The organism is Pantoea wallisii, from assembly GCF_002095485.1.
Lineage (GTDB): Bacteria > Pseudomonadota > Gammaproteobacteria > Enterobacterales > Enterobacteriaceae > Pantoea > Pantoea wallisii.
The window spans coordinates 1-18,723 of record NZ_MLFS01000031.1 but is presented as its reverse complement, the minus strand read 5'-3'; the positions used below and the strand labels follow the sequence as shown (position 1 = coordinate 18,723).

The window sequence follows — 18,723 nt, the reverse complement described above, 5'->3', positions numbered from 1 at the left end:
ACGATTTTGAGCAGCATCCTTCTCAAAATAAGCAAATCCAGCTAATATTGAGCAATATACTGCTCAATGAGGCCTGGCCGTGCTGACCTTACAACTCTACCTTGATGGAACCTGGCATGATGCCGCCCTGCTCGACGTTAAAGTTCCCCAGCGTGGCCGTGACAGTGAAGCACTGCTGGCTTATGACTTTACCTATGCAGTAGAACACCTCGACCGCAATGATATTGCCAGTTGTAGCCTGAACTATCCTGTCATGCTGATTGGTAGCCATTTTGCGCAGCCCTGGTTTGGGTTTCTGGATGACATCATTCCGGCCGGTGCCAGCCGTCGTTATTGGATCAGCCAACTGGGCCTGCAGGGTAAATCCGCAGGTGAGCAGGATTACGCGCTATTGAAAGCAGGTACCATCGCCCCCGTGGGGAATCTGCGTATTAAAGAGTCCTTGCCACAGCTTCCTGCGAATAGCACGCTGCCAACCCGACGTTTTTCGGCAGAATGGGCCATTGAGCGCGACAGTGATTTTCTTGAATACGCACAGCAGATGGGCGCGGCCAGCGGTGGTGCAACCGGTGCAGGTGGGAAAGCGCCAAAACTATTGTTACGCCGGAATGCACAGCAGGAAGTGTGGATAGATACCTGGCAGGACGATCCAATGAATCAGGATACGCCTTATCTGGTTAAATATCCGCGTGGTGCTCGCAGTCCGATTGATTGCGATATCCTGCGCGCCGAGTATCACTTCTATCATGAACTTCAGGCGTTGGGCATTGACACTATTGATACCCGGCAAATGCTGTTGTGCGAAGGCACTCGTTACCCCTCGCTATGGTTACCACGATTTGATATTGCGTTCGTTGAAAACAGAAAAGTGCTGTATGGACTGGAATCCGTCTACTCGCTGATGCAAAAAGCACCGGGAAGCTATCTCAACCATTACGACATCATTCACTGCCTGACAGAGAAGTTGAATTTGCCCGAGGCTGAACGCGAAGCATTGATCATTGAATGGGTTAAACGCGACATGCTGAACATTGCCTTTGGCAACTCTGATAACCATGGGCGTAACAGCGCTATTCTGAAAAAAACCAGCGGCATGTGGCTTGCCCCCGTGTACGACTTTGCGCCCATGAAAGCCGATCCTGAAGGTGTGGTTCGCACCACACAATGGGGCTCACCGTATGAGGAAGGCGGTCATTACAACTGGCATCTGATTGCACAACACCTGAGCCATCTGGTCTCTGAAAAAAAATTACTGGATGAACTGCGTACGCTAACGCAAAAGCTAATCGGCCTTAAGGCGCGCCTGGCGCAACGCGGTGTTCCCACGTCAATCCTCGAAATGCCTGGCATCGGCTTCAATTTTCTGGATGAGCGCATCATGGGGTGGAAATTATGATGAAAAGCATGACGCCGTTTGAACGTGAAGCGTTATTACTGGCGTTGTTACGTCAGTCGATTGAAGAAAAAGCCGGCCACGGCCAGTTACTCATGCAACTCCGCAAGCAGGTGCTGGGGTTTTCACAGGATCGCTATGCAGCGCTGGCTGGCATCAGCCGACGTACCCTATCAGATATCGAACAGGATAAAGAGAGCGTGACTCTGAGTATGCTGAATCGCGCTTTCAGGCCGCTGGGGCTGGAAATTGGTTTGTTGCCACAACAGTCTCACATGCGACAAATGCTGCTTGCGCAGCTGGCTCAACAGGACGCATCCCATGACCACCCATGAAAAACTTATCGCCCTGCTCGACGAGCACGGCGCGCGTTATCGCCTGCTGGAGCATGAAGCGACCGGGAAGTGTGAAGCGGTGGCGGCACTGCGCGGTACCGAGGTGGGCCAGGGTGCGAAAGCGCTGGTGTGCCATGTGAAAGGCAACGGTATAAAACAACATGTACTGGCAGTGCTGCCGGCCGATCGACAGGCGGACCTGAGTAAAGTGGCGGCTGCCGTGGGTGGACGTCGTGCCTCGCTGGCCTCGCCGGCGGAAGTGGACGCGCTGACCGGCTGCGTATTTGGCGCGATCCCCCCGTTTAGCTTTCATGAAGATTTACGGCTGGTGATCGATCCGCTGCTGTTTGAACGCTATGACGAAATTGCGTTTAATGCCGGCCTGCTGGAGCGATCCGTGGTGCTGAATATTCACGATTACCAGCGGCTGCATAATGGTAACGTCATGAAAATAATCCTCTAATTGCCTTGGGCAGCCCTGAGCGGTAATCTCGGTCACTCCACATCACGAAAAGAAGACCGATATTATGGCAAGTTCCCGTTTCACTGCCCGCCTGCGCCAGACGCTGGCATTCGCCGTGCTGGCAGGCTGCGCTTTTGGCGTTCAGGCAAAAATTGACCAGGTGCGTTTTGCCGTTGATCCCACCTATCCTCCTTTCGAATCCAAAACGCCACAGGGCAAGCTGGTGGGTTTTGATATCGACCTGGGCAACGCGCTGTGCGCGCAGATGCAGGCCAAATGCGTCTGGGTGGAGAGCCAGTTCGACGGCATGATCCCGGCGCTGAAAGCGCGTAAGTTTGACGCCATCCTGTCGGATATGGGCATTACCGAAGAGCGCCTGAAGCAGATCGAATTCACCGTGCCACTGTATGACACCCATACTCAGCTGATTGCGCGTAAAGGCTCTGGCCTGCTGCCGACCGCTGAATCGCTGAAGGGCAAAACCGTTGGCGTGGAACAGGGTACCGTGCAGGAGCGTTATGCGCTGGCGAAGTGGCAGCCGCACGGTGTGCAGGTAGTGCCGTATGGCGACCAGGCGCAGGTTGAGAGCGACCTGATCTCCGGCCGTCTGGATGTGGTGTTTACCGATGCTGCGCAGGCTGCGAACGGTTTCCTGAAGCATCCGCAGGGGAAAGATTTTGAGCTGGCCGGCCCGATTGTGCAGGACCCGATTATCGGTCCGGGTACCGCCATCGGCCTGCGTAAAGGCGATGCCGAGCTGAAAACCGCGCTGGATAACGCCTTCGCGGAGATTAAGAAGAACGGCACCTTCGACACGTTACAGAAAAAGTACTTCGCCACCGATATCTCTATTCAGCAGTAAGCCAGGGGGCGGCAAAATTGTCGCCCTTATTCAACGACAACTATAATTCCTTCATCATTTCCAGGCGCGACGATGAGCGTGCCGTAGCTACAGGACATCGACAGCGTTATGCAACAACAACATCATCCTCTGCTTAGCGCAACGCTGGGCACCCAACGCGAAATTGTCAGTTTTCACTTCGGCACCGATGCGCAGCAGCGCGTCTATATCCAGGCGGCACTGCACGGCGATGAGCTGCCGGGCATGGCCGTAGCCTGGTATCTGAAGCAGAAGCTGCTGGCGCTGGAGTCAGCCGGACAGCTGAGATCCAAGATCATCCTGGTACCGGTCGCGAATCCGTTAGCGCTTGGCCAGCACTGGCACGGTACGCACCTCGGGCGTTTTCATACTCTCTCTGGACAGGATTTTAACCGCCGCTTCCCGGCGCTGGGTGAAACGCTGGCCGCAGAGCTGAGCGGGTCACTGACGCAGAGTGAATATGAAAACAAGCGCCTGATACGTGATGCCATCGATCGCTACTATCGCGACAGCATTGCCAAAACCGAGCTGGAAGCGCAGCGCTTCACGCTGATGCGTATGGCAAGCCAGGCGGACCTGATGATTGACCTGCACTGCGACTGGGATGCGCTGCCGCACCTCTACACCACGCCGCACGCCTGGCCGGATATCGAACCGCTGGCCCGTTGGCTGGGCAGCCACGTACAGCTGCTGGCGCAGATCTCCGGTGGTGAACCTTTCGATGAAGCCTGCTGCGAGCCGTGGCTGACGCTGGCAGAACGTTACGGCAAAGAGTTTCCGATGCCGCGCGGCCTGCTGCCGGTAACGCTGGAGCTGCGCGGTGTGTCCGATGTTTCGCCTGAACAGGCGGAGAAGGATGCGGATGCGATTATCAATGCGCTGATTGAAGGCGGGTATATTGCCGGAGATATTGGCCACTCCCCTGCCCTGATTCATCCGCCAACGCAGCTTGCAGGCTGCGAATACATCCATGCACCGCACTCCGGACTGCTGCTGAACCGTCGTAAGTTGGGTGAGTGGATCAAGGCGGGCGAAGTAGTCGCGGAGATCGTTGACCCGATTAACGACTACGTCACGCCGCTGGTCGCCGAGTTTGGTGGGGTGCTCTATGCCAGGAACCTGACGAAGTTTGTGACGGCGGGAATGCTGGTGGTGAGGCTGGCGGGGGAAAATGCGGGGAGACGCGGGGAGTTGTTGGTGGTGTAAACTTTTTGGCTGCCACGTAAATTAGTGGCAGCTTTCATTATTTTAATATTGTTTTTTTATTGAAAAGCCTTTTAACAAGACAATCACGCACCCAACTATAAATCCTAGAATAATGGACAAAATCACAACGAGTGATTTCTGGGGGCTAATTCTTTTCAAAGGAAGATCAGGATTACTTATGAACCTAAATGTTTTAACGTTATCCATATTTATTTTCAAATGAGTAACTCCTAATAGAGCTCTTTTAGCATTGTAATAGCTATCATCATAAGCTAATGGTTTAGTCGTCTCATTCGCGATCATTGATCGTAAAGCATCACTCCCCAAAAGATAAAGCGTATCATCAGATAAATATTCAGCTTGATTTAAAGGCGACTTATTTTGACCAGTAGCATTAGCGATTTTGAGTGCTTGATTTATAACATCTAAACGCAAGTTCTTTTTGTCGATAGCGATTTGTTCGTTTAAAGCCACTGTATTTTTTAAGGAATTGGTTTTAACGCCCACATTATAGGTGATATCATCGCCAATTTCTTTAATGACTTCATTATTAACCTTATTTAAATATTTCAATAATTCTTCTTGCGACTTTTTAGCAGATGAACTTATGAAAGATACACTTAGAAAATCATCACTCCCTTTATTAATTGCATCGACCCGCAATGTCAAAGGTTCTTCCAAAGCTGCTAGCGAAGATGATAACGCATTAAGAGAAGAAGAAAATCTATTGAACACTTGATGTTGCAAATCATTTATTGAAGGTTTATCTGAAAAATCATCAGCATATACAATGCTTAATATAGCATTATAGTTAGCTATTTGCCCAGATGATGGATATGTAATAGTAGCTTTAGAGACCCATCGTTCATTAGCAAAAATAAGATACCCCCCTCCAATAACTAAAAATAAAAAAACAGTGGAAATGATAACATTTTTACCGCGCCATAACATTGAAATTATTAGCGATGGACTTGGTTGATTGTGGGATGAAATAATTTTAGCCAAAGCAATACACTCCAAACGCTTTAACAATTTGTAATGGTAAAATTTAAACGATGAAATCTATTTAGGCCTCTGCTAACCAGAGGCCAATTAAAAAGTTAATCAAGCCACTCAGTGTGGAATACACCATCTTTATCAATACGCTTATAAGTATGCGCACCGAAGTAGTCACGCTGCGCCTGAATCAGGTTAGCAGGCAGGACTTCTGAGCGGTAGCTGTCATAGTAAGCGATAGCCGCAGAGAAAGTAGGTGTTGGGATACCGTTCTGAATGGCGTAAGACACCACATCACGCAGTGCCTGCTGATATTCATCGGCAATGTTCTTGAAGTAGGGATCCAGCAGCAGGTTAGCAATGTTTGCGTCTGTTGCGTACGCATCCGTGATCTTCTGCAGGAACTGCGCACGAATGATGCAGCCTGCGCGGAAGATCTTCGCGATCTCACCGTAGTGCAGATCCCAGTTATTCTCTTCTGATGCTGCGCGCAGCTGAGAGAAGCCTTGCGCGTATGAGACGATTTTGCCCAGATACAGTGCACGACGCACTTTCTCAATGAACTCAGCCTTATTACCGCTGAAGGCCTGCGCTTGAGGGCCGCTCAATACTTTAGATGCTGCAACACGCTGTGACTTCAGGGAAGAGAGATAACGTGCAAACACAGACTCAGTAATCAGAGACAGCGGTTCACCCAGATCCAAAGAGCTCTGGCTGGTCCACTTACCGGTACCTTTGTTGGCGGCTTCGTCCAGGATCACATCTACCAGATAGTTACCCTCTTCATCTTTCTTAGTGAAGATATCTTTGGTGATGTCAATCAGGTAGCTGCTCAGCTCGCCGTTGTTCCACTCGGTAAAGGTTTCCGCCAGCTCTTCATTGTTCAGACCCAGTGCGCCTTTAAGCAGTGCATACGCTTCCGCAATCAGCTGCATGTCGCCGTACTCAATACCGTTGTGCACCATCTTCACATAGTGTCCAGCACCGTTTGGACCAATGTAGGCAACACAGGCTTCGCCATCTTCTGCACGTGCAGCAATTTTATCCAGAATTGGCGCAACCAGCTCATACGCCTCTTTCTGGCCGCCAGGCATGATAGATGGACCTTTCAGTGCACCCTCTTCACCACCTGATACACCGGTGCCGATAAAGTTGAAGCCTTGATCTGAGAGCTCTTTATTACGGCGGATCGTATCTTTGTAGAATGTGTTTCCGCCATCGATGAGGATGTCACCTTTATCAAGGTGGGGCGTAAGGGATGCGATGGTTTTGTCTGTCGCTTCACCTGCCTGGACCATTAGCAGAATACGGCGTGGCTTTTCCAGTGACTCAACGAACTCTTCAACGGTGTAAAAAGGGGCGAGTTTCTTGCCCGTGTTCTCAGCAATAACTTCATCAGTCTTTTCACGTGAGCGGTTGAAAATAGAAACAGTATAACCGCGACTCTCAATATTCAGAGCCAAATTACGGCCCATGACCGCCATACCTACAACACCAATCTGCTGTTTAGACATTACATACTCCTTTTGAAGATATTCACTCTGGATAACTAAATGAAGAGGTCATGTGATAATAACCTAGCCTAAGAGATAATACACCACAATTGCGCAAGCTATTTTAGCAGTTCGAGCAATTAAGAATTATTACATAAAATCTTGCTTGTTTACGTTAAAATGCACCATCGATTCAACAAATTGCTTTGTGTTAAAATCCGACTGTACATTGATTTTTTCAAGGCCTTTTCCAAAACCTGTGATTATAGGAGTAAAATGTATGCTCTCAGCATCAACTAACTCAGAATAAAAATTATTAGTAAGGGTAATCATTTTATACCAAATATCATCTCCATAAGGGCATATCGAACTAATAGATTTGAAATCTTTTACTCTTTCATCCAGAGCTCGAACTGGGTAACATACACCCGACACACCAGTTGGCAATAAAAAATTATTAGTTAGATTTTTTTTATTCGCTAAACGCCATGAATTGTATGAAGTCACATTATCTTTACTATCAAAATTTATAATGCGACCTCTATAACAATAAATAGCATTCGGATTTTTTTTTGTGCAATCAAAAAATCCCTTCAACCATTTAATGGGATAAATGATATCATCATCAACTGTAACAACATATTCATGCGAACCTTCAATATCTTGAAAATAAGAGAGTTTTTTGTAAGATTTATAATCATCATCTAAATATACAATTTTCAAACCTCTATTTACTTGTCTTTTAAGAAGGAAATGAGCGATTCCATATGGCTTATCGCGCTTATATAGCCACAGTACAATTTTTTCAGGCTTTATATCTTTTTGATGAAGCAAGCTTTCGATAGTTAAACAAACATATTTAACTCGGCGGCCATAGCTTGTTAGTGATATAACAAACCCGCTATTAGATTGCATAATATTTTTATTAGACAAAAATGCCAAGCAAAGGTATTTGGATGAGAGGAATATCGATGATAAAATCATAACTACCTTTTTTCTAAATAACACTTTTACCCTCCGGAGCCCTAAATACTATGGCATTAAAAAATTTCACCTCGAAAATAATATATAGCATACATATAAAAACGGCCACTTCAAATGGCATCAACAGGTAATAATAGTAATCGAACCAGCTAAAAAAGAGGAAGGAAGATAAAAACGTATAATTTATTAATGCAAGCTTAGAATAGTCGGAGCACCATTGCAGAAAGTACATAAATAGCATAATAAAGAAATAAATGACAAACCCTATATAACCGCCAGCAATTAACATCGTTCCCCATAAGGTAGGAACATTTCCTACGGTAGACGTTCCTGGATTTAAGGTAACAAAAGGCCTTGTTATATTTAAAGACAATAAGTCATTAGACGTGAGCACATTGATTACATTTAAGGGACCTGAAAACAATCCCCAAACATCATTTATCTTTAGAGATGAAAACATTCCCTGTTCAATATAAGAAGAAAATGTTAACACTCCAGAAAAAAGATAACCGAAAAAATGAATGGTTATATCATAAACCAATCTTGAATAATCAACATCACTACCTTGAGAACTCAGTACAACCTTCATGAAATAAACCAAAAAAAACAAAACAAACAAAGTTAAAGCCACAAAAATGCACAAAAAAATCGTCTTGAAAATGTTAACTTTAAAAAAACCTGTACGTATCGAATACCATATCATCCAAACCAAAGGTATCATGACCCAATATTTAACTTGCTTCATAAATAATAAAAAATATACCAGCAATACCAAGAGCAAAACTAAAATATTTTTATTTTTCCTGAACGCTTTAAAGAGGAAAGGTAATGTGGCAACCAATAATGCAAATGAATGACCTGCTATGCCATAAGTCAGCAGGCCTTCAAACTCCTCACTTACTAAAGATCCTAATGTTAACCATGACTTGGCAACATAAAAAATGCATACGCAAGCGATAAGAAAACCAAATAAAACTACAACTCTATTCTCTTTGTCATTATAAAATGTATCTTTACCATTATTACTATTTTCTTTGAATTGCAAACGTGGATAAAGAATATAACTTACTACGCTAGAAATAATACTTATAACAATGAATGAAACTAAATAAAGATAAACAGATTCATCAATATTTATAAACCCCAGTACTGGACCAAGGAACCAGTGCGATAATATGATTAAGAAAACTCCTGAATAAGTGATTATTGTGGGAGTAAATGTTCTCCATAACTTTAGATCTATATAGAAAGCGAGCAGGCATGTCGAAATAAATAATAAAAACATCATCGCTTACCTTCCTATTTTTTAATAAACAAAGATTTTTTATTTACATAAATTCTGCGTAACTTCCAAAAAAAATAAAAAGGTCTTAGTATAAAATGAATAATGTCAAGAATTTTTGATAACCAGCTTACTCGATTCCGCGTAATTTTAGTTATAATTTTTTTTCCATACAATAAGATTAATGTATCAATTTTGAAAAGTTTAAGCTTGATAGATGGTAATTTTGACAATTTAAATGCAGAATCAATAATTATTAATTCTTGTAAAAAAGCAGTATTAATATATCTTGTGGAATGTTTAGATGTAGAATTTTGAACCCTATATTTTACAGTTACTTCTGGTAGAAAATATAATTTGTATCCTAATGAAGTGAACTTTAGCCATAATGGCAAATCTTCAATGAGCCTAAAATCCTCATCAGCATAACCTACAGATTCAAGAATATGACGTTTAATAAATGAAGTAGGCGCTATATTAAAACTCCTGAACATAAGGTATTGATATTGTTTTTGTGCAGATAAATCAAAGAAAGGCATATTAAATGGTTCAGGTGTTATTTTATTAATCCGTCCAAACCATTGCATTTTTGAGAAAACTATACTGCATTCTTGATCGTTTTTCACATAGTTTAAGAACTTTTGAAGGCAGTCTTTCTCCAACAAATCGTCACCACCTATACTTTTTATCCATTCTCCAGAACAAGCTTTCCAACCCGAATTACAATTAGCACTAACACCACAATTTTTATCCTTTGTCAAAAGCTTGTAAGAATAAAATTTTTTGCCATTCATCCGAAGCCAGCTGTTAGTGACTTCAAATGTGAAATCTTGTGAGCAGTCATCTGATATGACTAAATCAATCCTTCCTGGTCCTATGGATTGCTTTAAAATGCTATCAAGTGTATCTAGAATAGTGTTCTCAGAGTTAAAAGTGACCACCATAACTGATATTATATCATTCATTTTTCAGACCAATGATTCTATCTAAGTTTAAAAAAACAAATAAAAAGTATGCACAGTAATTAATAAGGTATGCCCAATTTGCGCCCTGAACATTGAAATAGTATACCAACCAAAAACTTAACAACACAAATGAGAGAGAAAAAAGTATTTCAGAAGAAACGAACCACTTCATAGCTCCTTTTGCTAACATAGGAAATGCATATAGCCATGCAGTTATTTTTATAACATCACCTACTAATTGCACGGCAAAAAGATCTCTTGCTTGAGTAAAATCATCAGTAAATAAAAGCCTTAAAATAACATCTCGCATAAAATAAACACATAAGGCAAGTATTATTACAGTTGGTAAAATCACTTTAGTGGCATTATTAATTTCTTTCCTTATTTCCTCTGCCGTTTTAAGTTTGGATAATTGTGGTAAATAATAGGTACTTAATGCTAATGTTACTATTGACAAATAAACTTCTGAAACTTTCCATACTGCTTGCCATTGCCCGGCAATACCCCAGCCAGTATGAGCCACTAAAATCTTCCGAACAAATATTAAGGCTAACGGTGGAGCAATAGCAGATGTTATGGCCATTAAGATATACTTAATTATATCTTTAAAATATGACCACTCTGTAACTCCTAGCCAATACTTTATCCTAAACCATCTCTCTTTACATGAAATTATTAAAACGACAAGACCAGAAATTGATGTATTTATCACGGCAGCAATCAAGGCTCCCGTTAACTGGAATTTATAAACCAAATATAAAACAAACAACGTTGAAAAAGTAATTGATATAAATCCAATTGCTATATATTTTCTATATTGCTGTTGCCCATTGATTACGGAAATGAACGCCGTGTTAATTATCGACAAAGGCAATAAAGAGCAACATAGTAAAATAAGCCAATCATAACTTTCCTCTTGAAAAAGAAATCCTGAAATTTCATTTTTGAAAAACAAGGTAAGTGGTAACAAGAACATAAAAAAAACCAATGAACAAGAAATTGCCGCGCGCCACCAGTTTGAGCACTTATTAATGTCAGATCCTAGATTTTCAGATGTGTACCTAACAATACCATTACCGACTGGAGATATTGCAATACCATTTAAAGAAATAAAGAAACTTTGAATCTGACCAAGCATCGCAATTCCAGCAGGCCCTGTGTAAACAGCAACAGCTTTTGCAATAATAAAACTACTTAAAATGCGATAAAAGGTTAGCACAGCGGTTGAAATAGTGACGCGCAGCATTTTCTTCATAGGTGAAACTCATTAACTAACTTTATAATCTTATCAATGTCGTTTTTTGTTAGATTAGGATCCATTGGTAGTGATAATACTTCCTGATGAATTTTTTCAGTTATAGGCATGCTAAGATGATTATATTTAAGATATGCTTTTTGCTTATGTGGAGGAATTGGGTAGTGAACAAGGGTTTGAACCCCGTTTTTTAATAAAAAATCTTTTAATTCAGTTCTTTTATCTGTCCTTATTACAAATAAATGCCAAACATGCTCATTTTCATCATTATACTTCGGTAGTTTTATCAGAGGATTTTCAATTTTTAAAATAAATTCTTTTGCTATCTCTCTTCTAATATTTATTTCTTCATTCAAAAATGGCAGTTTAACACAAAGCATCGCTGCTTGAATTTCATCAAGCCGACTATTATAACCAGCGTAGGAATTTTCGTATTTTACAGCTGAGCCATAATTCCTCAAAACTTTTAAAATTGTATATAGCTGCTCATCATTGGTAGTAATAGCACCTGCATCGCCTAAAGCACCCAAGTTTTTTCCAGGGTAAAAGCTAAAACCTGAAGCGTGCCCCCAAGCTCCGGCTTTAATGCCATTGATACTGGCGCCATGAGCCTGTGCAGAATCTTCAAGGACAAGTAGATCATTGTCATGAGCAAACTCCATTATTTCATCCATAGGGCAATTTTCCCATACAAATGAACTGCCAAGATAGCCTTAACATCTCTATCAAACGATTTAATTATGTTTTCAATTGATATGTTATAACTATCTTCATCCGGCTCAACGAACACAGGAATTAAATTATTTTGTGTAATCGCAATTACCGAAGCGATATAAGTGTTTGCTGGCACAAGAACTTTATCATTATCCTTAAGTTTACCTTGTTCTTTCCATGCTCTTAGAACTAATGATAATGCGTCCAGGCCATTTGCAACACCAATGGCGTATTTGACTCCACAAAAAGAAGCAAATTCTCTTTCAAATTTTTCAAGCTCACTTCCTTGTATATACCAACCTGAACTAATAACTCTATTACAAGCTTCACTAAGTTCACTCTCATATCTTTTATTTAATCTTTTCAAATCTAAGAACTCGATCATTTTACCTCCAAAAATTTACTGTAGCTTGCATATATTCTTTGATAAGTATTTTTACTAAAAGTAAAATATGTATTTAACTCATTTTTTGATACTTCTTGCGCACCAAGTTTTTTATGGAAATCAATTACCTTGTGATTATCATTTCTTACGTCGAAATGCGATTGCTCGAACCCCTTACAATCAAAAGCAAATTGATAAATCAAAAGGGCACTTTCAATCGCTGAAGAGATCGTTTTCTTTTCATTCAAGATCCAACTTCCCCAACAAAAAGATAAAGGACTTTCTTTAAAATCATAAAGCCTTACTGTGCCGATTTTTTCGTTATCAGCACCTCTAAATATTATAAAATAATATTCTTCATTCAAAGATTCTCTTATTTTATAATTTTTCAACCAGTTAATTTGTTCAGTTAGACAACCTTCTGTCTTTGAAAGATATTTATTATATTTTTCACTTTTGCGAAGATTCAATATAAATTCTGCATCCCCTACATCTGCTAATTTTAAAAATATGGACTTACTTTTTAGTTGCATATATTTCTCACTTCTTTCAAAAAGCTGGAGTAATCTCTGATATAATCTTCTTCATTATAATTGTGATTTGCAAGAACTAGAAGAATGCAATCATCAGAAAAAAGCTTCATTTCTCGCCAAATCATAGAGCATATCAATAGTCCTTTGGTCGGATCATCAAGTATAACCTCATTGCGACTCAATCCATCATCAAGAACAAATGTGCATGATCCGCTAAGAGCAATTGCAACTTGTTTAAGATCACGGTGCGCATGATAGCCCCGAGTCACTTCAGATTTTGTTTTATAGATATAGTAAACTCTTTCAATTTCGAACGGAATGTTCTTCATTGACTCTAATGAAATTAAACAACCACGATCATCACCAAACTCATTGAAGTTGAGAATTCTAGTTTCCATATTTTTACCTAAATGTAGCCTTAAACGCGTAGTGCATAAAATAATAACAGGAAGAAAATATATTAATTTTTTCAACGCGTCTGTATATTTGCCATTGCCTTAATGCTTTTTTGAACTTATTTCTTGATATTGAATTACTTACAATTCTATATTTAGTTAGTACTTCCGGGAGTAAATATGCTTTAGTTCCTGTTTTCAATATTAAAAGCCATGTAGCATAATCCTGACCGGTACGTAGTAAGGGCATTTGTAAATTTGGAAAAGTGCTTCTCCTAATCATTACTGTAGAACAACCTAATGTAGCCTTTTTTTTCAACATATCATTATAATTAAGAGGCCTTAATTCTTTTTTATCAATGTAATGATTCTTTGGCTCTAAATTTTCATTCATAATTTCGAAAGCAGTAAATGAAAAATCAATATTATTACCCATGAAATTGATCTGTCGCTCAAGCTTACTTTCATGCCAAAGATCATCACTGTCAATAAATGCTAAGAACTCCCCATTAGCATATTGTAGGCTTTTATTCCTGCTTATTGCCGCCCCAGAATTAACACTATTGTAAAAAACTTTAACTCTATTATCCTTAAGCTTAATTTGTTCGATGATATTTTTCGTTGAATCAGTCGAACAATCATCAGTTATAATCCACTCCCATTGAGTCAATGTCTGCTGAAGAAGACTATTATATGTTTGCTCAATAAAATTTTCTGAATTATATGTGGCGGTTATGATTGAAACTTTTTTTCTGTGATTATTTTTATTTGCATCATCCATAATTTTATCCATTTATTAATTAAAAGGTAGCATTAACAATTTTCATCAAATATTCACCATAGCTTGTTTTTTTCAAATTATGTGCTATTACCATTAAATCTTTACTAGATAGCCACTTATTATTCCATGCAATCTCTTCCAAACAAGCAACCATCATCCCTTGTCTTTTTTGCACCGTTTCAACAAAAGTACCAGCTTCAATTAGGCTATCGTGAGTACCTGTATCTAACCAGGCAAACCCTCTGCCAAGTTGCTCAACCTGTAGCTTTCCTCTTTTCAAATACTCTTCATTAATAGAAGTGATTTCTAATTCTCCACGCGGAGAAGGTTTTATAGATTTAGCTATTTCAACCACATCGTTATCGTAAAAATACAGGCCAGTTATTGCCCAGTGAGATTTTGGTTTAACTGGTTTTTCTTCTATTGAAATCACTTTACTCTGTTCATTGAATTCAACCACTCCAAAGCGTTCTGGATCAATTACCTGATATCCAAATACAGTTGCTCCAGAGTTATTTTCTGCTACGCTTTTTAATTTTGGGCTAAACCCTTGCCCAAAAAATATATTATCGCCAAGCACTAAGCAAACCGAATCCTTGCCAATAAATTTCTCACCAATTATAAATGCCTGGGCAAGTCCATCCGGGCTGGGTTGTACTTCATATGTCAACTTGACGCCAAATTGTTCCCCATCCCCTAGTAAGCGTATAAAGCTTTGCTTATCTTCTGGCGTAGTAATTATTAGAATATCTCTTATTCCCGCCAACATCAGAACTGATAACGGATAGTAAATCATCGGCTTATCGTAAATAGGAAGTAATTGTTTGGAAATACCTAGAGTTATTGGGTAGAGCCGCGAACCGGAACCACCTGCGAGAATTATTCCCTTCATTTGTTTAGCCCTAATCTTTCTCGTTTATAGCTGCCATCTTGTACTCGTTGGCACCACTCAATGTTTTTTAAATACCACTTCACCGTTGCCGTAATACCGCTTTCAAATGTTTCCTTTGGTTTCCATTGCAGTTCATTTCTAATTTTACTGGCATTGATAGCATAACGACGATCATGTCCGGGTCTATCTGCAACATAAGTAATTTGATTCTTATAAGAATTCTCTTTAGGTACAAACTGATCCAACAACTCACAAATTTTCTGTACTACATCGATATTTTTCATCTCGTTATACCCGCCGATATTGTAGGTCTCACCAACTTTACCAGCGGTAACCACTGTATACAGCGCGCGAGCATGATCTTCTACATAGAGCCAGTCACGGATCTGATCGCCCTTCCCGTATACGGGCAGCGCTTTGCCTTCCAGCGCATTAAGTATTACTAGCGGGATAAGCTTTTCCGGAAAATGGTAAGGACCATAGTTGTTTGAGCAGTTAGTCAGCAGTACTGGCAGACCATAAGTGCGTTGCCACGCACGTACCAGATGATCACTGGATGCCTTAGAAGCAGAGTAAGGGCTGCTTGGCGCATAAGGCGTGGTTTCAGTGAATAGCGGCAGCGGAGCACTCTGTTTCCATTCGTCCGGATGCGGCAGGTCACCATATACTTCATCTGTCGAAATGTGATGAAATCGAAAAGCTGCTTTACGATCTGCGCTTAGCGCGTTCCAGTAATGACGTGAAGCTTCCAGTAATGTGTATGTGCCGACTATATTGGTCTCAATAAACGCTGCCGGCCCGGTGATTGAGCGATCCACATGACTCTCTGCCGCCAGATGCATCACTGCGTCCGGCTGATGTCTGGCAAATATTGCTGCTATGGCCTGCGCATCGCAGATGTCAGCCTGCTCAAATGCGTAACGCTCTGAATCTGCGACTGAAACCAGTGACTCCAGATTACCCGCATAGGTCAGTTTATCGACATTGACTACAGAGTCCTGCGTAGCAGTAATGATATGACGCACTACTGCAGAACCGATAAAACCCGCACCGCCCGTAACCAGTATTTTCACGCTTATTCGTCTCTTATGGCAGATTCTAAAAAAGACCACGCTACCGCCCCTGGCTTACAGCTACCAGAATACTCTTAGGCTTTTGCGATTAACAAAGCAGGCAAAAGGCACAGAAGATATTTAACAAATTCCCTTTGTTAAGGTGCAGCATAAAAAAGTGATAATGATTCTCGTACGTTGAATCACGAGTTACAAGCGCTAAAGAGTTAGAATGATTGGTGGCTGATTAAAAACTGGCTCAGATTGTTTTAAGCGATTATTTATTAAACAGCTTTCAACTCATTATAGGGCGTTACTCTGCTTCGGACTCTGCTACTAAAGGTGTTTAAATACCTTAAACGCAAAATGGGACAACCGCAGAGTTAGTCCTAACTCTTAGTTGCCCCATTCATTAGTTCGAATAACTATTCAGACCTACCCGGTCCATTTAGTTATCTGAACCCCTTCGGGTTCTTGCTCTGCCAGTTCCACGTGTCGCGCATCATCGCGTCAATTCCACGCGTCACCCGCCAGTCCAGCTCTTCGTTCGCCAGGCTTGCATCTGCCCAGAACGCTGGCAGATCGCCATCGCGGCGCGGCTTGAACTCAAACGGAATCGGCTTACCGGACGCCTTCTCAAACGCCTTGATCATCTCCAGTACCGAGAACCCTACCCCGCCGCCGAGGTTGTAGGCTTTGTACCCTTCAACCTTCGCCAGGTGATCCAGTGCCTTCAGGTGCCCTTCCGCCAGGTCAACCACATGGATGTAGTCGCGCTGTGCAGTGCCGTCTGGTGTATCGTAATCGTCGCCAAACACGCCCAGCTTCTCCAGGCGGCCAATCGCAACTTGCGCGATGTAGGGCAGCAGGTTATTTGGGATACCGGTAGGGTCTTCGCCAATCTCGCCAGACTCATGTGCACCAACCGGGTTGAAGTAGCGCAGCGCAATGGCTTTGAAGTTGGGTTCAGCTTTGGCGAAGTCGCGCATGACGAACTCCGTCATCAGCTTGGACGTGCCGTACGGGCTGGTCGTGCCGCCAATGGGCGTGGTTTCCACATAAGGAACCGGCGCATCAGCACCGTATACGGTGGCGGAGGAGCTGAAGATAAAGTTCCAGACGCCCGCGTCACGCATCTCTTCCAGCAGCACGACGGTGCCGGCCACGTTGTTTTCGTAGTACTCCAGCGGCTTGCGCGTGGATTCACCCACGGCTTTCAGCGCGGCGAAGTGGATCACCGCAGTGATATCGTTGCTGGCGAACAGGTCACGCAGGCAGGCGCGATCGCGGATGTCACCTTCAACAAACACCGCTTTTTTACCCGCCAGTTTTTCCACGCGATTGATGGATTCGCGTGATGCATTGCAAAGGTTATCCAGGACTACAACGTCGTCGCCGCGCGCTAACAACGCCAGCACCGTATGGGAGCCAATGTACCCTGCTCCGCCCGTTACCAAAATAGCCATGTGTACTCCTTTAAACCGCGCAATCGGCGCGGCATGAGAATGGATTATTTCGCCAGGATTTTCTGAATAGCTTCGCGGAAATCACGACCCTGCGCGTTGTTACGCAGACCGTAAGAGACGAATGCCTGCATGTAGCCCATTTTTTTACCACAGTCGAAGCTGGTACCGGTCAGCAATTGTGCATCAACCGGTTTCTTTTTGCTGAGCGAAGCAATGGCATCGGTCAGCTGGATACGGCCCCAGGCGCCCGGCTCGGTGTTTTCCAGCTCTTGCCAGATATCCGCAGACAGCACATAACGACCTACCGCAGTCAGGTCTGAATCCAGCTGGCCCGCTTCAGGTTTTTCAACAATGTTGGTGATGGCACTGATGTCGCCCGGGTTATCGAGCGCCTGTTCGGTGGTCATCACACCGTATTCAGTCAGGTCTTCGCCCGGCATGTGTTTTGCCAGCACCTGTGAACGACCAGTCTCTTCAAAACGCGCTACCATCGCGGCAAGGTTGTAACGCAGATGGTCCGCAGTAGAGTCATCCAGCAGCACATCCGGCAGTACCACTACAAATGGGTTATCGCCAATCATCGGACGTGCACACAGAACGGAGTGACCCAGGCCGAGCGGGTTAGCCTGGCGAACGTTCATGATGGTCACGCCTGGCGGGCAGATTGACTGCACTTCGCTCAGCAGCTGGCGTTTTACGCGCGCTTCAAGCAGCGCTTCCAGCTCGTAGGTGGTGTCGAAGTGGTTCTCCACTGCATTTTTGGAAGCATGGGTGACCAGCACAATCTCCTTGATACCCGCTGCCACGCACTCATCCACGATGTACTGGATCATCGGCTTATCGACAATCGGCAGCATCTCCTTTGGAATGGCTTTAGTCGCAGGGAGCATATGCATACCGAGACCCGCAACCGGGATTACTGCTTTAAGCTTGGTCATATTTATTCCATTTCATGAAGTGAATACATGGGGTCGATTATGCAGGATCGGCCGGTTCGGCAAGTATAATCTTTATCTGAAAAACCGGCACTAACTCTCTGTCATAACATCAAAAATCGTCAAAAAGTCCATCTGCCGCCAGGCAATAAATCGGGAATTAGCCAGGGCTAACTGGCTGAAAAACAGCAGAAGGAAGCGGTAAGCGTAGCGGAGGTTTAGGCCAGCCAATGTTGAGCCGTAAAACAGGAATTCGGAGCCATTGTGGCGGGCAGGCTATACAGGATTTTGTGCCGGCTTTTGCACGGTCGCCATGAA

Annotated in this window: 18 protein-coding genes and 1 pseudogene; 5 read left to right on the top strand and 14 right to left on the bottom strand. The window is 42.8% G+C overall.

The features are described 5' to 3' along the window. Positions 1 to 79 precede the first annotated feature (79 nt). The 5 genes from HA48_RS12300 to HA48_RS12280 all read left to right on the top strand — a co-directional run bounded on the left by HA48_RS12300 (position 80) and on the right by HA48_RS12280 (position 4,277). Complete coding sequence (locus HA48_RS12300; RefSeq protein WP_128601567.1) at positions 80 to 1,396, top strand: type II toxin-antitoxin system HipA family toxin; 1,317 nt, start codon at positions 80 to 82, stop codon at positions 1,394 to 1,396. Then, positions 1,393 to 1,728, top strand: a complete 336-nt coding sequence (locus tag HA48_RS12295; RefSeq protein ID WP_128601566.1) for a helix-turn-helix domain-containing protein — start codon at positions 1,393 to 1,395, stop codon at positions 1,726 to 1,728. The genes HA48_RS12300 and HA48_RS12295 overlap by 4 nt, the downstream gene beginning before the upstream one ends. Beyond that, positions 1,715 to 2,191: a YbaK/prolyl-tRNA synthetase associated domain-containing protein gene (locus HA48_RS12290; protein ID WP_128601565.1), complete on the top strand. Its 477-nt coding sequence runs from the start codon at positions 1,715 to 1,717 to the stop codon at positions 2,189 to 2,191. Before HA48_RS12295 ends, HA48_RS12290 begins: the two co-directional genes overlap by 14 nt. 64 nt (positions 2,192 to 2,255) lie before the next feature. Beyond that, positions 2,256 to 3,053: an ABC transporter substrate-binding protein gene (locus HA48_RS12285; protein ID WP_128601564.1), complete on the top strand. Its 798-nt coding sequence runs from the start codon at positions 2,256 to 2,258 to the stop codon at positions 3,051 to 3,053. Between the two features lie 108 nt (positions 3,054 to 3,161). Further along, positions 3,162 to 4,277 (top strand): succinylglutamate desuccinylase/aspartoacylase family protein, encoded by a 1,116-nt coding sequence (locus HA48_RS12280; RefSeq protein WP_128601563.1) that lies wholly within the window; start codon positions 3,162 to 3,164, stop codon positions 4,275 to 4,277. A 42-nt stretch (positions 4,278 to 4,319) separates the two neighbouring features. Here the strand turns inward: HA48_RS12280 and wzzB are convergent, their stop codons facing one another. From wzzB to galF, 14 genes and pseudogenes are all read right to left on the bottom strand, one after another. Continuing rightward, positions 4,320 to 5,282 (bottom strand): LPS O-antigen chain length determinant protein WzzB, encoded by a 963-nt coding sequence (wzzB, locus tag HA48_RS12275; RefSeq protein ID WP_244182839.1) that lies wholly within the window; start codon positions 5,280 to 5,282, stop codon positions 4,320 to 4,322. A 95-nt stretch (positions 5,283 to 5,377) separates the two neighbouring features. Continuing rightward, a complete protein-coding gene (gndA, locus tag HA48_RS12270; protein ID WP_128601562.1) occupies positions 5,378 to 6,787 on the bottom strand; it encodes an NADP-dependent phosphogluconate dehydrogenase in 1,410 nt (469 codons plus the stop codon). A gap of 129 nt (positions 6,788 to 6,916) precedes the next feature. Then, a complete protein-coding gene (locus HA48_RS12265) occupies positions 6,917 to 7,774 on the bottom strand; it encodes a glycosyltransferase family A protein (protein ID WP_128601561.1) in 858 nt (285 codons plus the stop codon). Further along, positions 7,764 to 9,038: a DUF6337 family protein gene (locus HA48_RS12260; RefSeq protein ID WP_128601560.1), complete on the bottom strand. Its 1,275-nt coding sequence runs from the start codon at positions 9,036 to 9,038 to the stop codon at positions 7,764 to 7,766. The genes HA48_RS12265 and HA48_RS12260 overlap by 11 nt, the downstream gene beginning before the upstream one ends. 11 nt (positions 9,039 to 9,049) lie before the next feature. Further along, a complete protein-coding gene (locus HA48_RS12255) occupies positions 9,050 to 9,976 on the bottom strand; it encodes a glycosyltransferase (RefSeq protein ID WP_244182838.1) in 927 nt (308 codons plus the stop codon). Between the two features lie 13 nt (positions 9,977 to 9,989). Continuing rightward, the gene (locus HA48_RS12250; protein ID WP_128601558.1) at positions 9,990 to 11,252 is read right to left on the bottom strand and encodes an O-antigen translocase; all 1,263 of its coding nucleotides are present in this window, start codon (positions 11,250 to 11,252) and stop codon (positions 9,990 to 9,992) included. Further along, a pseudogene (locus tag HA48_RS12245) lies at positions 11,249 to 12,351 on the bottom strand (DegT/DnrJ/EryC1/StrS family aminotransferase). Before HA48_RS12245 ends, HA48_RS12250 begins: the two are co-directional and overlap by 4 nt. Next, a complete protein-coding gene (locus tag HA48_RS12240) occupies positions 12,348 to 12,884 on the bottom strand; it encodes a GNAT family N-acetyltransferase (protein ID WP_128601557.1) in 537 nt (178 codons plus the stop codon). The pseudogene HA48_RS12245 and the gene HA48_RS12240 overlap by 4 nt, the downstream one beginning before the upstream one ends. Further along, on the bottom strand, positions 12,875 to 13,282 hold the full coding sequence (locus tag HA48_RS12235; RefSeq protein WP_128601556.1) for a sugar 3,4-ketoisomerase: 408 nt from the start codon (positions 13,280 to 13,282) through the stop codon (positions 12,875 to 12,877). The genes HA48_RS12240 and HA48_RS12235 overlap by 10 nt, the downstream gene beginning before the upstream one ends. 4 nt (positions 13,283 to 13,286) lie before the next feature. After that, positions 13,287 to 14,060: a glycosyltransferase family 2 protein gene (locus HA48_RS12230; protein WP_128601555.1), complete on the bottom strand. Its 774-nt coding sequence runs from the start codon at positions 14,058 to 14,060 to the stop codon at positions 13,287 to 13,289. Between the two features lie 19 nt (positions 14,061 to 14,079). Continuing rightward, positions 14,080 to 14,952: a glucose-1-phosphate thymidylyltransferase RfbA gene (rfbA, locus tag HA48_RS12225; protein ID WP_128601554.1), complete on the bottom strand. Its 873-nt coding sequence runs from the start codon at positions 14,950 to 14,952 to the stop codon at positions 14,080 to 14,082. After that, complete coding sequence (gene rfbB / locus HA48_RS12220) at positions 14,949 to 16,025, bottom strand: dTDP-glucose 4,6-dehydratase (protein ID WP_128601553.1); 1,077 nt, start codon at positions 16,023 to 16,025, stop codon at positions 14,949 to 14,951. The genes rfbA and rfbB overlap by 4 nt, the downstream gene beginning before the upstream one ends. 431 nt (positions 16,026 to 16,456) lie before the next feature. Further along, entirely contained in the window at positions 16,457 to 17,470 is a 1,014-nt protein-coding gene (gene galE / locus HA48_RS12215; protein WP_128601552.1) for a UDP-glucose 4-epimerase GalE, read from the bottom strand. 44 nt (positions 17,471 to 17,514) lie between these two features. After that, entirely contained in the window at positions 17,515 to 18,408 is an 894-nt protein-coding gene (galF, locus tag HA48_RS12210; RefSeq protein WP_128601551.1) for a UTP--glucose-1-phosphate uridylyltransferase GalF, read from the bottom strand. Between the last annotated feature and the right edge of the window lie 315 nt (positions 18,409 to 18,723).

What these genes read in the sequence shown, in the direction of transcription:
- HA48_RS12290 (WP_128601565.1), top strand. Translation starts at nt 1,715, where the DNA reads ATGACCACCCATGAAAAACTTATCGCCCTGCTCGACGAGCACGGCGCG.
- HA48_RS12235 (WP_128601556.1), bottom strand. Translation starts at nt 13,282, where the DNA reads ATGGAAACTAGAATTCTCAACTTCAATGAGTTTGGTGATGATCGTGGT.
- HA48_RS12230 (WP_128601555.1), bottom strand. Translation starts at nt 14,060, where the DNA reads ATGGATGATGCAAATAAAAATAATCACAGAAAAAAAGTTTCAATCATA.
- HA48_RS12295 (WP_128601566.1), top strand. Translation starts at nt 1,393, where the DNA reads ATGATGAAAAGCATGACGCCGTTTGAACGTGAAGCGTTATTACTGGCG.
- rfbA (WP_128601554.1), bottom strand. Translation starts at nt 14,952, where the DNA reads ATGAAGGGAATAATTCTCGCAGGTGGTTCCGGTTCGCGGCTCTACCCA.
- galE (WP_128601552.1), bottom strand. Translation starts at nt 17,470, where the DNA reads ATGGCTATTTTGGTAACGGGCGGAGCAGGGTACATTGGCTCCCATACG.
- galF (WP_128601551.1), bottom strand. Translation starts at nt 18,408, where the DNA reads ATGACCAAGCTTAAAGCAGTAATCCCGGTTGCGGGTCTCGGTATGCAT.
- HA48_RS12280 (WP_128601563.1), top strand. Translation starts at nt 3,162, where the DNA reads ATGCAACAACAACATCATCCTCTGCTTAGCGCAACGCTGGGCACCCAA.
- HA48_RS12260 (WP_128601560.1), bottom strand. Translation starts at nt 9,038, where the DNA reads ATGATGTTTTTATTATTTATTTCGACATGCCTGCTCGCTTTCTATATA.
- HA48_RS12255 (WP_244182838.1), bottom strand. Translation starts at nt 9,976, where the DNA reads ATGGTGGTCACTTTTAACTCTGAGAACACTATTCTAGATACACTTGAT.
- HA48_RS12250 (WP_128601558.1), bottom strand. Translation starts at nt 11,252, where the DNA reads ATGAAGAAAATGCTGCGCGTCACTATTTCAACCGCTGTGCTAACCTTT.
- HA48_RS12285 (WP_128601564.1), top strand. Translation starts at nt 2,256, where the DNA reads ATGGCAAGTTCCCGTTTCACTGCCCGCCTGCGCCAGACGCTGGCATTC.
- HA48_RS12240 (WP_128601557.1), bottom strand. Translation starts at nt 12,884, where the DNA reads ATGCAACTAAAAAGTAAGTCCATATTTTTAAAATTAGCAGATGTAGGG.
- gndA (WP_128601562.1), bottom strand. Translation starts at nt 6,787, where the DNA reads ATGTCTAAACAGCAGATTGGTGTTGTAGGTATGGCGGTCATGGGCCGT.